This is a genomic window from Lactobacillus sp. HMSC08B12, assembly GCF_001808415.1.
Taxonomy (GTDB): domain Bacteria; phylum Bacillota; class Bacilli; order Lactobacillales; family Lactobacillaceae; genus Lactobacillus; species Lactobacillus delbrueckii.
Genome location: NZ_KV793089.1, coordinates 1 through 14,519, shown reverse-complemented (window position 1 = coordinate 14,519; position 14,519 = coordinate 1). Strand labels below are relative to the sequence as shown.

17 protein-coding genes and 1 pseudogene are annotated in these 14,519 nt (G+C 45.2%); 10 read left to right on the top strand and 8 right to left on the bottom strand.

Annotated features, from left to right (window positions below):
- Nucleotides 1–20: 20 nt before the first annotated feature.
- The 6 genes from dapA to HMPREF3168_RS00065 all read left to right on the top strand — a co-directional run bounded on the left by dapA (nucleotide 21) and on the right by HMPREF3168_RS00065 (nucleotide 5,004).
- Nucleotides 21–950 (top strand): 4-hydroxy-tetrahydrodipicolinate synthase, encoded by a 930-nt coding sequence (gene dapA / locus HMPREF3168_RS00090; RefSeq protein ID WP_050952456.1) that lies wholly within the window; start codon nucleotides 21–23, stop codon nucleotides 948–950.
- 1 nt (nucleotide 951) lies between these two features.
- Nucleotides 952–1,731: a 4-hydroxy-tetrahydrodipicolinate reductase gene (gene dapB, locus HMPREF3168_RS00085; RefSeq protein ID WP_070487853.1), complete on the top strand. Its 780-nt coding sequence runs from the start codon at nucleotides 952–954 to the stop codon at nucleotides 1,729–1,731.
- A 36-nt stretch (nucleotides 1,732–1,767) separates the two neighbouring features.
- A complete protein-coding gene (locus HMPREF3168_RS00080; RefSeq protein WP_070487850.1) occupies nucleotides 1,768–2,949 on the top strand; it encodes an aminotransferase class I/II-fold pyridoxal phosphate-dependent enzyme in 1,182 nt (393 codons plus the stop codon).
- Between the two features lie 116 nt (nucleotides 2,950–3,065).
- Complete coding sequence (locus HMPREF3168_RS00075) at nucleotides 3,066–3,653, top strand: peptidylprolyl isomerase (protein WP_003614261.1); 588 nt, start codon at nucleotides 3,066–3,068, stop codon at nucleotides 3,651–3,653.
- 31 nt (nucleotides 3,654–3,684) lie between these two features.
- Nucleotides 3,685–4,221, top strand: a complete 537-nt coding sequence (locus tag HMPREF3168_RS00070; RefSeq protein WP_070487848.1) for an SLAP domain-containing protein — start codon at nucleotides 3,685–3,687, stop codon at nucleotides 4,219–4,221.
- 225 nt (nucleotides 4,222–4,446) lie between these two features.
- Nucleotides 4,447–5,004 carry a GNAT family N-acetyltransferase gene (locus HMPREF3168_RS00065; RefSeq protein ID WP_070487846.1) on the top strand — a complete coding sequence of 186 codons (558 nt, stop codon included), beginning with the start codon at nucleotides 4,447–4,449 and terminating at the stop codon, nucleotides 5,002–5,004.
- 185 nt (nucleotides 5,005–5,189) lie between these two features.
- On the opposite strand, the gene HMPREF3168_RS10540 is transcribed toward HMPREF3168_RS00065, so the two are convergent.
- Together HMPREF3168_RS10540 and HMPREF3168_RS10535 are read right to left on the bottom strand one after the other, a co-directional pair.
- On the bottom strand, nucleotides 5,190–5,387 hold the full coding sequence (locus HMPREF3168_RS10540) for a diacylglycerol/lipid kinase family protein (protein ID WP_246825655.1): 198 nt from the start codon (nucleotides 5,385–5,387) through the stop codon (nucleotides 5,190–5,192).
- A gap of 128 nt (nucleotides 5,388–5,515) precedes the next feature.
- Nucleotides 5,516–5,878: pseudogene (locus HMPREF3168_RS10535) on the bottom strand (diacylglycerol kinase family protein); the annotation flags it as partial.
- Nucleotides 5,879–6,142: 264 nt separating this feature from the next.
- Here HMPREF3168_RS10535 and HMPREF3168_RS00055 point away from each other — a divergent pair.
- Nucleotides 6,143–6,436 (top strand): type II toxin-antitoxin system MqsR family toxin, encoded by a 294-nt coding sequence (locus tag HMPREF3168_RS00055; protein WP_050952493.1) that lies wholly within the window; start codon nucleotides 6,143–6,145, stop codon nucleotides 6,434–6,436.
- Between the two features lie 19 nt (nucleotides 6,437–6,455).
- On the top strand, nucleotides 6,456–7,379 hold the full coding sequence (locus HMPREF3168_RS00050) for a type II toxin-antitoxin system antitoxin SocA domain-containing protein (RefSeq protein ID WP_070487844.1): 924 nt from the start codon (nucleotides 6,456–6,458) through the stop codon (nucleotides 7,377–7,379).
- Between the two features lie 61 nt (nucleotides 7,380–7,440).
- On the opposite strand, the gene HMPREF3168_RS09635 is transcribed toward HMPREF3168_RS00050, so the two are convergent.
- A complete protein-coding gene (locus HMPREF3168_RS09635) occupies nucleotides 7,441–8,910 on the bottom strand; it encodes an FAD-dependent oxidoreductase (RefSeq protein WP_083289563.1) in 1,470 nt (489 codons plus the stop codon).
- Nucleotides 8,911–9,040: 130 nt separating this feature from the next.
- Between HMPREF3168_RS09635 and HMPREF3168_RS00040 the strand changes: the two genes are divergently transcribed.
- Together HMPREF3168_RS00040 and HMPREF3168_RS10225 are read left to right on the top strand one after the other, a co-directional pair.
- Nucleotides 9,041–9,889, top strand: a complete 849-nt coding sequence (locus HMPREF3168_RS00040) for a LysR family transcriptional regulator (RefSeq protein WP_070487842.1) — start codon at nucleotides 9,041–9,043, stop codon at nucleotides 9,887–9,889.
- Between the two features lie 242 nt (nucleotides 9,890–10,131).
- On the top strand, nucleotides 10,132–10,308 hold the full coding sequence (locus tag HMPREF3168_RS10225) for a hypothetical protein (RefSeq protein WP_003614301.1): 177 nt from the start codon (nucleotides 10,132–10,134) through the stop codon (nucleotides 10,306–10,308).
- Between the two features lie 63 nt (nucleotides 10,309–10,371).
- On the opposite strand, the gene HMPREF3168_RS00035 is transcribed toward HMPREF3168_RS10225, so the two are convergent.
- The 5 genes from HMPREF3168_RS00035 to HMPREF3168_RS00015 all read right to left on the bottom strand — a co-directional run bounded on the left by HMPREF3168_RS00035 (nucleotide 10,372) and on the right by HMPREF3168_RS00015 (nucleotide 14,501).
- Complete coding sequence (locus HMPREF3168_RS00035; RefSeq protein ID WP_070487839.1) at nucleotides 10,372–12,249, bottom strand: FtsX-like permease family protein; 1,878 nt, start codon at nucleotides 12,247–12,249, stop codon at nucleotides 10,372–10,374.
- Nucleotides 12,250–12,271: 22 nt separating this feature from the next.
- Nucleotides 12,272–13,024, bottom strand: coding sequence for an ABC transporter ATP-binding protein (locus HMPREF3168_RS00030; protein WP_070487837.1), 753 nt, complete (start codon nucleotides 13,022–13,024; stop codon nucleotides 12,272–12,274).
- A 161-nt stretch (nucleotides 13,025–13,185) separates the two neighbouring features.
- Nucleotides 13,186–13,494 (bottom strand): hypothetical protein, encoded by a 309-nt coding sequence (locus HMPREF3168_RS00025; RefSeq protein WP_231521131.1) that lies wholly within the window; start codon nucleotides 13,492–13,494, stop codon nucleotides 13,186–13,188.
- Between the two features lie 230 nt (nucleotides 13,495–13,724).
- The gene (locus tag HMPREF3168_RS00020; protein WP_003614256.1) at nucleotides 13,725–14,123 is read right to left on the bottom strand and encodes an arsenate reductase ArsC; all 399 of its coding nucleotides are present in this window, start codon (nucleotides 14,121–14,123) and stop codon (nucleotides 13,725–13,727) included.
- A gap of 12 nt (nucleotides 14,124–14,135) precedes the next feature.
- On the bottom strand, nucleotides 14,136–14,501 hold the full coding sequence (locus HMPREF3168_RS00015) for a hypothetical protein (RefSeq protein ID WP_083289566.1): 366 nt from the start codon (nucleotides 14,499–14,501) through the stop codon (nucleotides 14,136–14,138).
- Between the last annotated feature and the right edge of the window lie 18 nt (nucleotides 14,502–14,519).

The window sequence follows — 14,519 nt, the reverse complement described above, 5'->3', positions numbered from 1 at the left end:
AAACAATAGAGGCAAATACAATGAACCAAAACTTACAAAACGCGGACTTACTGACAGCAATCATTACGCCTTTTACGGAAGACGGACAGATCGACTTTGCCAGCTTGACTGAATTAACCAACAACTTGATTGACCAGGGCTGCAACGGCTTTGTGATTGGCGGGACAACTGGTGAGACGCCAACTTTGACCCATGACGAAAAGATCGCCTTGTACACCCGCTTTGGTCAGATTGTAAATGGGCGTGTACCGGTTATTGCCGGCACGGGCAGTAACAACACAGCAGAAACCATTGCTTTTACTGAAGAAGTTGCCCAGATTCCGGGCATCGACTATGCTTTGGTTGTCGTTCCGCCATACAACAAGCCAAACCAGCGGTCAATGATCGCTCACTTTACGGCAGTTGCTGACCAGGTTCACATTCCAGTAGTCATCTACAACATTCCGGGCCGGACTGGGGTTAAAATGGAAGTGTCAACTATTTTACAGCTGGCCCAGCACCCCAATATTGCCGGTATCAAGCAGTGCGCCAGCCTGGAAGAAATCGAAGAGATCGTATCCGGCCGGCCAGTAGACTTTGCCGTCTTTACCGGCGAAGATGCCCAGGCGCTGACGGCCAGAATTTTGGGCGCTGACGGGGTCATCTCAGTTGCCAGTCACCTGTACACCCCAAGAATGCGGGAAATGTACGATGAACTTTACGCGGGCAACTTTGCCTTGGCCGGCAGCCTGCAGCGCTGGCTGACCCCGCGGATGAAAGCCCTGTTCATGTTCCCGTCACCATCACCAGTTAAGGCGGCTTTAGCTGCCATGGGTTACCAAGTAGGCGGCTTACGGTTGCCGCTTGTAGCTTTGAACGATGAAGAAAAGGAAGAACTCGCCACTGCTTTGAAGCTGCCGAAGGATGCATTAGCTAGTCAGCTGACGCGTGATATGTTAGAAGGAGATTAAGATGCCAAGAATTTTATTGGCCGGTTTTGCCGGCTCAATGGGCCAGCAAGTCGTTAAATTAGTAGCAAGCCTGCCAGACTTTGAAATAACGGCCGGCCTGGCCCACCGTTTAAAGAGCAGCGATCCAGCAGACTATGGCCTGCCAGCAAGCGCTAAGTTGTACACCAGCCTGGATGAAATTCCAGCCGACGCAGCAGATATCTGGGTTGACTTTACTGTACCAGCCTCTGTCTACCAAAACGTCCGCTATGCCTTGGAAAACGGCTACCGGCCAATCGTAGGGACGACTGGCTTGACTGACCAGCAGGAAGCTGAGTTGAAGCAATTGGCCAAGGAGAAGGGAATTGGCGGCTTGATTGCTCCTAACTTTGGCATGTCAGCTGTTTTATTGATGAAGTTTGCCCAAGAAGCAGCTAAGTACTTCCCAGACGTGGAAATCATCGAAATGCACCACGAAGACAAGAAGGATGCTCCATCAGGCACGGCCTTGGCCACAGCCAAGCTGATCGCTGAAGTCCGCGAGCCTCACCGAACTGCAGCAGACACGATAGAAAGCCTGCCAGGGGCAAGAGGCGGCGATTACCAAGGCATCAAGCTGCACGCGGTTCGCTTGCCAGGCTACGTCGCTCATGAACAGGTGCTTTTTGGCGGCAAGGGGGAAGCCTTGACCATCCGGCAGGACTCCTTTGACCGGTCATCCTTCATGAGCGGGGTCAAGGTTGCCTTGGAAAAGGCAGCTGACTTAGACCAGCTCTATGTCGGCCTGGAAAACGTTTTGTAGACAGTATTCTTTGTTTTTTATAGAAAGACGATCATCATGCCAGAAACAGATCCTAACTTGCGGGATTTAGGCAACAGAAATCTTGCTAAAATCGCGCCTTCAGCCATCCGGGCTTTTGACGAAGAAATCTCCCAGATTCCGGGAATCATCAAGCTCACCTTGGGGGAACCAGACTTCGCGGTGCCAGATCATGTTAAAAGGGCCGCTATTCGGGGAATTGAAGCAGACGACTCCCACTACGGGCCATCAAAAGGGAAGCTGGCCCTGCGTGAAGCTATCAGCAAGTATCTTGCGGCAAGCAGACAGGTTGACTATGACCCGGAAACTGAAGTTATTGTCACTGACGGGGCAACTGAAGCAATTACGGCAACTTTACTGGGACTTTTAAATCCAGGTGATAAGGTTTTAGTGCCAACACCAGTCTTTTCCCTTTATTTCACCAACATTGAAATGGCAGGCGGGGAAGTGGTGATGATCGACACCTCAGATACTGGCTTTAACTTAACGCCAGAGCGGCTGGAAGCGGAGATTGAGGCGGCCGGCGACCAGGTTAAGGCAATCATGCTCAACTATCCATGCAACCCAACAGGGCGGACTTATTCCAAAGCTGAGTTAACTGCTTTAGCGGAAGTGATCAAGAAGCACCATTTGCTGGCAATCTGTGATGAAATCTACAGCGAACTGACTTACGACCAAGAACATTTCTCTTTGGCTACTTTACTGCCAGGACAGGTAATCTTGATCAGCGGCTTATCTAAGTCACATGCCATGACCGGCTACCGGCTTGGATATATCGCGGCTCCGGCAAGTTTACTGCCAAATGTGGCCAAGGCCCACAGCTTCATGGTGACCTGCGTGGACAATATCGCCCAAGACGAGGCAATTGAGGCTTTGACCAAGGGGCTTGACGATCCAAAAGAATTTAAGGCAGCCTACCAGCGCCGGCGGGACTTCATGGTTGATAATCTGACCAAGCTGGGCTTTGAAATGGCCGTGCCGCAAGGGGCATTTTACATTTTTGCCAAGATTCCGAAGAAGTTCGGCAGTGATGACTTTGCTTTCGCCAAAGATGTGGCTAAGAAAGCCAGAGTTGGTCTGATTCCAGGTAGCGTGTTTGGTAAAGGATCTGCTGGCTATGTCCGCTTTTCTTACGCGGCAGCCGATGACAAGCTGGCAGAAGTAGTCAAGCGGCTTGGTGAATACGTTGCTCAGCTCTAATATTTTTCCTAAGACAGCAGTTTGCTGTCTTTTTTCAGTTTGCTGTCTTTTTTTATGCCGAATGATATAATTTAGAAAGAATCTAAAGAATTAGTATGACAAGGAGCATATAAATAATGTCTGAATACCCACAACTTAACCTTGACCAAGCCAAGGGCCCAAAGGCAACTATCAAGACCAACCACGGCGACATCGTCATTCAGCTTTTCCCAGAAGAAGCACCAATGACTGTTGAAAACTTCGTCCGCCTGGCACAAAAGGGCTACTACGACGGCGTAACTTTCCACCGGGTGATCAGCGACTTCATGATCCAAGGCGGGGACCCGGAAGGTACTGGTGCCGGCGGTCAAAGTATCTGGGGCCACAACTTTGAAGACGAATTCTCAAACGAACTCTTCAACCTGCGCGGGGCTTTGTCAATGGCTAATGCTGGTCCAAACACCAACGGTTCACAATTCTTCATCGTGCAAAACAAGAATATGCCAAAGCGCTTCATTCAACAATTGCGCGATGCCCAATACCCAGAAGAAGTTGTCAAGGCTTACAAGCAAGGTGGTACGCCATGGCTTGACCACAGACACACTGTTTTTGGCCATGTAACTGAAGGCATGGATGTCGTTGACGAAATTGCCAAGGTAGCCAAGGACGGCAACGACAAGCCACTTGAAGACGTGGTAATCACGACTGTTGAAATTGCTGACTAAGAGTAAGTAAGAAAGGTTTGCGTGAACAAGAGTGAAGTTAAAACGGGTTTGGCTCGTTAAGTTAATATTTGTACTGGCTTTTGCCATTATTTTGGCGCCAAAGGCAAAGACTACGGCAGCTTCAGATGCTGACAAACCGTTTTACAAGAATGCCATGGTCAACACTTACGTGTATGACGAAAAAGGCAAACGGACCAAGGACAAGAAGATCCTGGCCGGTAAAGCCGTTGGCTGCTACAGCATGATTAATTATGTTGGTGACAAGCCATATATCATGATCGGCCAAAACAAGTACGTGGCATATATGAACGTGGTTGGCTTGGATTGCCGGTTGAACCATAACAGCTACATTTATTCCAGCAGTGGCAAGCGGATGAAGAGTTCCGGTGTCTTGCTGAAGAATGGCCCGGTAACTGTCTATGGCGGCAAGAAAAAGATCAATGGCAGCAAGTACTGGGCAATCGGCGTTGGCTTGTACGTTAAGGCAAGCAACGTTGAAACGCCTAAGGGCGAAGTCACTAGTGATCCAAACACGCAGAACCAAACAACTGAACCGCAAACATCTTAAACTTGAGCACTGCAAATGCAGTGCTTTTTTGTTTGGAGGGGATACGATTTCGTTTTTAGCTAATAGTTCGAATAATACATATTATGTAAAGTTTAGTAGCAAAAATCGCGAGAGAGGACGCTGCTTAGCCCCAGATGATCATTTTGCCCGGTAGTATTTAATACTGCGCTCTGATATAATTCAGATAATCTTTTTCGCAATTGCTTTTGGATTGGAGATGAGTTTATGTTTAGCTACAAGATCAACGATGAATTAGAGTTAGCCGTGCCAAGATTGACTGACGGTGAAGCTCTGTATGACTTAATTGACAGAAACCGGGACAATTTATCCTACTACTTGCCTTGGGTTGACCACGTTCATGACGTGCAAGCTGAGACTGACGCTATTAGGCGTGGTTTAGTCAGGTTTGCTGAAGGCAAAGCCTTAGACCTGCACATTTGGTATCATGGCCGTTTAGCTGGTAAAGTCAGCTTGAATTCAATTGATGCTGTGTATTCTGAGGCAGATATCGGCTACTTTTTAGGCAAAGAATTCCGCGGACGCGGAATCATGACGCTGGCTACCCGGGCTATCATCGATATCGCCTTTGAGGAATATGGCCTACACAGAATTATGCTGCAGTGCGCTGTAGACAATCTGCCAAGCAATAATGTGGCTAAACGGCTAGGGATGCGGTTTGAAGGCTGCCATAAGGGCCGGTTGATCCTTAGAGACGGCTATCATGATAGTAATGAGTACGCGGTGCTTGCTGAAGAATGGCCTAATGTGCAGGAAAAGTACTAAGCTACCCTTGCTTGAAGCTCAAAGTTTTACCACTGATTTCTTACGTGTGTTAGTTTAAAACTATAATTTTAATGACAGAAGTTCGGAATGCCCTTTTGGCTCAAGGATTTGCTTTATAGCAATTTTACTGAGTTTTTGAGCATTTTTTATTTTTCTTTTCTGCTTTTGATTTCTGTTTTATCAAGCTACAAAAAATCTGTCCGTACTACATCCTTGCAGCTAATCAGGTCCTTTCGCAGAATTTTATAGATATAATATGGCGCGAATAAGCGGTTCACTTTTGGCAAGATTACCATGTCAAGCAGACCGTCGTTGATCTTTGATTTGGGTGAAATTTGGAAGCCCCCGCCGTAAAAACGTCCATTGCAGAAGGCACAGAGCATGACCTGGTCGTTAAAAAGCAGGCCATTTTGTGGCCTATGACCTTTACTTTGGCAAACTTATAGCGGCTGATATTGCGCAGAATTGAAGCTACATATGCCGCGCTTTTAAGCGTTTTAACGTCAGGCAATCAAGGCGTCAAGTCCAAAGCAAAGCAGCCAACGTTGACGCAGTAGCGTTCATCATTGACTAAAATTGTGTCAATTGGAATCGCTGGCTGGTCTAAAGTCGCTTTGAGGATGGCTTCAGGACTCATCTGACGGTGAATCGCGCGGGAAAAGTCATTGCCTGTCCCAAATGGCAGGCAAACAACTCCATGGTTTGTGTGCACGAGATTTTGGATGACTTGGTTGAAAAAGCCGTTTCCGCCAACTGAATAGAATCGTGTTTTTTCAGGGTAATTTTTAACGATTTCTTTTACATGGTCCTTGTACTCACTAAAGTAGATCTCGTAATCTCTCCCCTCCATCACCCTTTCGATGTTTTTGATGAGAGAATCACTTCTGGACTGATCTGGACTTGATTAGAAAAACATGCTTCATGTATGATATCGACTTCCTTTTACAATAATTTAATGTAAGCACAAACTCGCCGGTTTGTACGGAAGCCGTAGCAAAAAGGAGGTAGCAAGGTACCGCCTCCCCTGTTCCCTCCCCCGCTTTTGGAGATGAGTTTTTAGTTGCGCTACTAATTAGTAGCAGAGACCTTGAAGAGATGGTATAATAGTGGTATAAAAATCAAGGAGATATTGGAGCCTATGGAAGTCGCTGAAGCACTGACAAAGTTAAAATTTCTGGTCAGTCATGATAGATTTAAATTGGTTGCAAGACAAGATACAATGAAAGTACCTGTTTCTCGCATGTTAGCAAAGACAATTATTGAGCAATTATCGTCAGAAGACTTTGTAAAACACGAGCGAAATCGCAATAATTATACTCAATTTATCTGGGTGTTTAAAACTGAGTATGATCAAACGTACTATATTAAGTTTGTTTTTGCCGAAAATGGTCATCTTGTAGTCTTTATCAGTTTTCACCTTGATTCGAATTAACAAAAAGGAGATGTTTTCTATGTCATACGTAAAAGATTTTACGACAGTCTACACTATCGGAAACCGAAACTACGAAATCACAGCGCCAGCTCGCTTTGATGATGAAACAAATCAGCCAATTTACGATGCTGAACTTGATGAACGTGCATCTGAAATGGCTAGACAAGCGTATCGCGACGACATGGGTCTCCTCTCGCCAACAGAACTCAAAAAATATCGGGCTAAAGTTGGTCTTTCTCAACGCAATTTGGCAGAATTGACAGGACTTAGTCCAAATACTATTGCTCTGTACGAAGCTGGTGCATTTCCTACACCGGCAAACAATAAAATGTTAAAGTACTTGATCAATGACGATGAATTGTTGCGTCAATACATAATGGATGACACTAATAATTACTCAAATGATCTTGTTGCTAAGGTCAAAGCTTATCTTCAGCAAAAAGATATTGTTGTTATTGACCAAAGCTTCCAGCCAAAGTTCACTGCTGTACAATTGGCAAATTGGCTAAGAGTTGAAAATTATTTTGGCCGAGAATTAGATGAAAACGTTGAACCATTGACACAAATGAAGCTAATCAAGCTACTGTATTTCGCATATGGGCGCTATCTGGTGAAAACACACACCAAATTATTTACGTCTTCAATAGTGCACTTACAGTACGGTCCAGTAATTACAGAAGTACATAGCAAATTCAAGGGACTTACGGTATTAGATACTGGAAAGCCTAGTAAAGAAGCATTTGATGATTACAACTTGGTTTCTAAAGATAGCGATATCTCTCACCTGTTGAGATTAGTTAATGAAGACTACATTAATTACAGTGCATCTGGATTAAGCCAAAAGACGAATCAACCAGGATCCCCATGGTCTTTAACTGATGACGGCAGGATTATCAAGGATCAATTGATTTTTGATACATTCAGTAATGGCTTAGAAGAATAATGGCATTTTACTGACAACGAAAGCTCTACCCAAACTTTAGGTAGAGCTTTTTCTGTTCTATTTAATTCATTGCTGCATAAGCACTAGCATACCTGCCAGCAATTCGACCTGAATTCCATGCAAAAGCGTTGCTTAAGCCTTCAATTGTTGGATAAGATGAGTCATAAAGGCCTGATGCGTCATTTCCGACAGCATAAATACCATCAATTACTTGTCTCTTCACATTTAGAGCCTCAAAATGCTCATTGACTAATGCACCACCGACAGTCCCCAGGGTAGTTGAATTAGCACGAACTGCATAGAAAGGTCCCTCTTTGACCGACAAAGTCATGAAGCGGTCATCTTTGTAAAGATCCATGTCTTTACCTTCTACCACCAGTTCATTGTATCGGTTAACTGTTGCAGTAAGATTTGCTGGATCAACCGCAATCTTCTCTGCTAATTTTTGAATGCTATCTGCCCTGAAGACAGCACCTTGGCTGATACCCTCATTTAAATCTTGGTCTAGTTGCGGATATGGACCAACTTGATAAGTCATTGGCTTTTTATCTAGCAGGCGGAAGGTTCTTTCAAATGAACTTGTCCAGTCCAAAGCTTGCTGACGGAGATAATCGACAGTTGCTTGGTCAAAGAGGAAGTAGTAGTACCCACCGATCTGGTAAACTGAATCACCCCATAATGCGAAATCATATACTACGTCTTCATTAGTAAATCGCTTGCCTTCCCGGTTAACCCATAAGAGTGGGATGTTGGTCAAGTCAAAAAGACTTGCGTTGTGCCACTTTGGATCCGTCTTTGAGTAGACAGTTGCCGCATGGTTTTCAAAAATCCTCTTGTAATCGCTAACGCCGCCAGCTTCTTTGAGCATCTGCAGGCCATCACCGGTAGCTTTCCGTTCACCCATTGAGTACAGGTCATCTGGATCAATTGCTAAAGTACGCTTGATTTCGTCCTTATTGCCAACAAATCCCCCATCAGCCAAGATTACAGCTTTAGTTTCCAAGGTGATTTCTTCGCCTTTTCTGTTTGCTTTAACGGCGGTTACTTTACCCTGTTCTTGAACAATTTCTTCGGCCGAAATTTCGGTCATAAGGACTCCGCCGCTTTCTAGAAATTTGTTCATTACTCGCTTAAATCCGTTAAATTTATCGATAAATTGGTGATAGGTTCTGGGATGCTCCTGGTGGACTTCTTGAGTGTTGGTCACTAATTCAGTCTCCAAACCTGATTCAGCCATCCAATCGATTGTAGCTGCTGATTCTTCAAGAATGGCCTTAACCATTAACGCATTAGATGAATGGTGAGTATAATTGATGATTTCCTCATAGGCATCTTTTATGCTGTACTTCACTCCAGCCTCTTTTTGAGCCCTGCTTTCAACCGCAAATAGTCCTTGGGCACCAAACATCCCTGCACCGCCAAATTTGTCGCCTTTTTCCAATAGGGCTACTTTTGCTCCGCATTCTGATGCAGTTAATGCTGCACTGATGCCAGAAGCACCAGCTCCTACTACTACGATATCAAAGTTCATTTTGGTCTCCTTAAAATAGCCTAATTACCTTAATCACTATATTTACATTATAACACGATGCAAGGATACCGCTTTCTTTATTGAGATTATACTGTGTTAAGGTTAAACTTAATATGAAAAGGAGATTAACATGTACAATTCTGAACTTGATACATTTCTAGCAGTTGCAGAAGCTGGAAGTTTTAGTAAAGCAGCAAAAAAATTATATATATCTACACCAGCTGTCGTTCAGCAAATGAATCTTTTGGAAAAACGGTTAAATGTCCAGCTTTTTGTTAGGAATACCCATGGTGTAACACTTACTCCAGCAGGAATTAAATTTATTCAATGGAGCAGACAGATAATTTTTGATTGCCAACAGGCGGAGAAGGAATTAGGAAAATATCAGCAAAAAATTGTTTTCGCATCCGGGTATTTAAATGGACAAACCTTAAGTAGTCGCCTAATTCCACAATTTCAGAAGAACCATCCTAAAGCACAAATATCTTTCAGAGAGATAAATGATTATCAGCAAATACCTGCTGAAGTAGACATTTTAGAAATGGCTTATGCAAAAGAGCCACTGAGTGAACACGAATTCTCTTTCATATCCATTGTTCCTTCGCCTCTTCGAGTAGCTTTGCCAGCAAGTCATCCCTTAGCCAAGAAAAAGCAACTATCTTTACAAGACTTGGCATCACAGGATTTGGAAATCGTAGCTCCATCTATTGCAGGTTCTGAGGATGCGATGTTAAGCAAACTTCTAAATGTTCGCCCGGCAGTTAAACTGCACTATTATAGCGTGTTTAACAAAGCAGTGGTTAATCAAGCACAGCTGACAAAGCATCTGTTACTAATTCCAGAGGCCTATTCAGAATTGTGCCATCCATATATTGTTAAACCGGTCTCTTGGTCCTTTGCAACTAGCTATGGCTTCTACTGTCGTAAACCAGTCCCCAAATTAGTACAGGAATTTATTGATCTCGCCCAAAAAAGTTAGTAGATTTTTTCACCCTTGGCATATGCTTCTTTTGCCTCGGCTAACGTCATTTTGTTTGGTCCACCATCGATATTTCATGAAACTGAAAGCAAAATAAGCACTCAGCAAAAGCAATCGTACTTTACATAACTAAAATTATGGTTAGTGCAACTAGCATCCCCCTCCCCCATCATTCCTCCCAGAAAGGTGCTATAATAAACGTTTAAATCTTAGAAATACACTACTCATAGTAGGAAATTACCATGCGCAAAGCAGTACCGATGCTGGACAATAATGACCAGCATCCCGAAATGCTGGAGATCAACAAGACCGACTCCGAACGCCGGGAACTGCTCCGGCCATTTGAAATCACCCCTACTGACGGCTTTGTTTACGACTTGCGGCAAACCCCGATTTTCCCAAAAGCCTTCACCTTCTAAATCCATGCAAAAAGCGACCGAAACTGTATTATGTTTCGATCGCCTTTCATTTGCTATAAAAACTTAGTCTTCTTGCTTAGTCTCTTCTAAAACAATCCCCTGGTAAAGCTTAATGGTTACCAGGTAGTAAACCAGGTACAAGAGGAAGAATGCTAAGAATGGAATCCAAATCTTGTAGTAGGGGTCTGGCAGAAGAATCGTAAAGATCTTCAAGCCAAAGAGTACGTCCAGGCTGCCAAGTATCGCCGGTGCCACAAACAAGATGGCAATTTCTTTTCTAATCGCTGCCTTCAAGACGCTGTTTCTAGCCCCAAGCTTGTAGAGCATCTTGTACCGCAATTTGTCACTGGCTGCGGCCGACAGGATCTTAAACATCAGAGTTGAAGCCAGCATCATTAAGAAGGACAAACCAAGGAAAAGGCCCATAAATTCAAAGCCTGAGCACATTGCCGCGATTTGCTGGTAAAGAAACGGCTTGGTGAATTCCAGGTAGCCGTATGCCATTGACCCCTTGCTGAACAGCTTCATTTCTTGCTCAGTAAGCTTCAGCAATTTCTTGTTGTTCTTGGCAAAATCCGTAACCTTGTAAAAAGTGATGACCTTAGTCGTCAGCTTCTTTTTGGCAAAAGCTGCATCTGACAAGGCCACAAAGCCCTTGCTGGAATCTTCTGGGAAGAGGCTGGCGGCTTGAGCAGAATTTCTGACCGTAGCTGAAGTCTGCTTACCAGTTAAGGTCTTGGAAGTAACCTTAACCGTGTGGTAAATCCGCCCCTCCTTGTCAATCGCCTTCTTCTTGTCTGAAGATGCCGCGTTATACATTTGGATCTTGAGCGGCGTCTGGTCAATTTCACTTTTCTTGACATAGAGGATGCCATTTTTCTCATCAGCCTTGTAGCTGTAAGTAACTTTCTCCTCTGTACCGATTTTTTTAACCTTGTCAGCCAGCTTCTTCTGCTTGCCAACTAAGACAATATCATAGTACATAACGTCAGTCATGGCATTCTTCAAGTTGTTGAAGTTAATGCCGACCGTAATAGCGCCAAGGGCCAGGGCCAGCATAATTGAGATGGCTGACAGGATTCTGGTATAGCCATGCAGGCGGAACTTTAACTGGCCCAGAGTGTAAGGCCGCATCCCTTTGTAGAGGAAGCTGTGTCTCTTCCGCAAAAAGTCGATGACAGCTACGAAAAAGGCGTCAAAGATTAAAAAGCTACCCAAAACGATGGTTACTAAAGCGATCGGAATTGCCTTAAGCTGCAAAGTAGCCACATGCCACATTGCCCAGTAGCCCGTAGCCAAAAGCAGTATACCCGCGATAGCCTGGATAGTCCGTAAGACCGGCCGGCTCTTCAGCTTGCTTGGCTTCTGATCTTCTTTTAAGAGATTGATCAGAGTAGTCTTGGTCAGCTTGACCGCGTTCCAAGAAGCAGCCAGGAAGAACAGGGCGACAAAGAAGAGTAAGGTCCAGAGAACCGCTGGCAGGTAAAGCGGGTTAAAGTGAGCCAGAGTCAGCCCCAGCTGCTTGACCATCAAGGATGAGACCAGTTCAGTCAGACCCACGCCCAAGATAATCCCAATCCCGGTTGCCAGAAGGCCAGTTACCAGGGTTTCAGCGAAGATCAGCTGGCCGATCTTGCCGCTTTTTGCCCCCAGCATCATGTACATGCCGTAGTCCCGCTTTCTCATGCTCAAGAGGAAGCTGTTGGCGTATGCCAGGTAGACCAGGGTTAAAATGGCCAAGAGGACGATCCCGAAGGAAAAAACAAACTTAGTTGCTCCCATGGTCAGCCGTCCCGCTACACTGGACTTTAAGAAAGACGGGTTAGCGGCCAGAGTCAAGAACATGTAGAAGATCATGCTAGCGGCGCTAAGGCCGGAAAACAGGACCAGGTAGTCTTTTAGCCGGCTTTTCAGCCCGGTCATTGACAATTTAAAAATCATGTTAATCCCTTTCTTTACTCAACTAGTCGGTATTTTCGCTGAGCTCGCTGATCAGCTTCTTGTAAAAGTCCTGCCGCTTCAAGTCCCCGCGCTTGATATCTTCATCAATCAAGCCGTCCCTGATAAAGAGAATCCGGTCAGCAAATGATGCAGAAAACGGATCGTGAGTGACCATCAAGATTGAAACCTGGTCTTTCTCATTAAGCAGCTCCATCGTGTCCAGCAAGGCCCTGGAAGACTTAGAATCCAAGGCCCCGGTTGGTTCATCGGCCATCAAGATTGCCGGTTCATGAACCAAGGCTCTGGCAGCAGCAACTCTTTGCTTCTGCCCGCCGGAAATGGCTGCTGGGTACTTTTCCAAGACTTCGCTGATGTTGAGCTTAGCGGCGATCTTATCGACCTTAGAATCGATTTCTGAGCTTTTTACCCCTTGCAAAGAAAGTGGCAGGGCAATGTTTTCCCTAGCGGTCAGGTTGTCCAAGAGGTTGAAGTCCTGGAAGATAAAGCCGATTTCTTTAGCTCGGAAGTCGGCCATCTGGTTCTTCTTCAGCTTGGCGATGTTTTTGCCGTTAATCGTAACCTCGCCGCTGCTTGGCTTGTCCAAGGTCGACATGATGTTCAAAAGAGTGGTCTTACCAGAACCGGAAGTCCCCATAATGGCGACAAATTCGCCCTTGGCTACGCTGAGCGAGACGCCCCTTAAGGCCTGGAACTGCTTCTCTCCTTTTTTACCGTAAGTCTTCGTAACGTTGTTGACAGTCATCACTTTTTCCATAGTTACCCCCTAAATCGTATTGGTGTATTACTGTTGTGATACACCAAATGATACTGGAGTCTTTAAGAATCGTCAATAGGAATTTTAGCGATTTGCAAAAAAGTTGTAACAAAAAACAGGCGAAGCCCTCCTTTAGTGGAAAAACTTCGTCTGTTTCAGGATTAGACGAAAAAAGCCACTGGAGCTGTTGCTTGCTTCAGTGGCTGTCTGGTCTTCAGTTTTCTTGGCTTTTCGGGTCGATAAACAAGATTCTGGCCTTGCAGCGGATGATTTAATTTTCCCAGCTCATCCCCTTCCAGGGTGCAGACCGTAATCTGCTCGTAAGGAGGATTTAGCTGCAGAGACAAGAGCTGCCCTACTTCGACTTCTTCAAGGCGCTTTTGCCGGCTCTTTCCGACAATATCTTCACCGTCTGTTTCTAAGAGCCAGCTTTCAATGTGCGGGATATCGGCTAAAACGGGTTCAGTCATTTTTTGATAGATGGCCAAACCCAGCTGGATGACTTGCCTTTTTCATCGATGGACTTGATAAAGGCAAAAGGCTATTGCGCAAGGTTAGCTAGAGCAGCCCTAACCAGGTTCGCGATGCGCGGGTTAGGCAAATAGCCCAGGGTCTGCCAGTACATTGTCGCCATCATCTTTAAAGCTGACTTCCATTTCTGGTTGAAGCAGGTACCACTCCGGCGTGCACTTACTGCCTCTTAACTCAGCTCCTGCTTCAGCTTTAGTACCTTATCTTCGATTTCTTTAATCACCTGCATAAAGGTCTCATCATCTTGTCCAGTTGGATCTTCTAATCCCCAATCTACCCGCTTTTTTGCAGGCAAATAAGGACAGCGGACTCCGCAGCCCATGGTGATCACGTAATCAACCGCCGGCAGGTCAGCGAGGGTCTTTGGTTTTTGCCCGTTGGCCAGCATATCGATGCCATAATGCTCTTTGATCAGCCGAACCGCGTCGGGGTTAACCTGATCTTTTAGATCCGTGCCGGCTGAATAGGATTCAAAGACATCCCCGGCCAGCTTTTTACCCAAGGCTTCGGCGATTTGACTCCGGCAGGAATTATGGGTGCAGATAAAGGCTACTTTTGCTTTGGTCATGATCTTCTCCTGTTATTTCTTCTCAAGCAGGCCCAGGCCGCTGATGGTAAGGTCACTGGAATCATTGACGAAAGAGAAAGTTGGGATGCTATCCATGCCTTCATCTAAGGCTTCCATCAAAATCATGGCAAAAAATTCAAACCAGCTGTTCGTTGGCACGTCATTCCTATCATCTTGTGGAGTCAGCCAGAATTTTGTTGCTGCTTCTCTCGTTTTGACATTAAGCGCCAGGCCTATTGCGGTATTATAGAAGTCAAAAGTGGCTTTGAAAGAATGAACATCTGGATCATTTATCTCAATGCCTAATTCCTCGGGGATCTCTGTTTCTGTGATCATCATTCTGCCCGTGATTTTACCGTATTTTTCTTGGTTCAGTATAAATTCTTGTGTAAATAC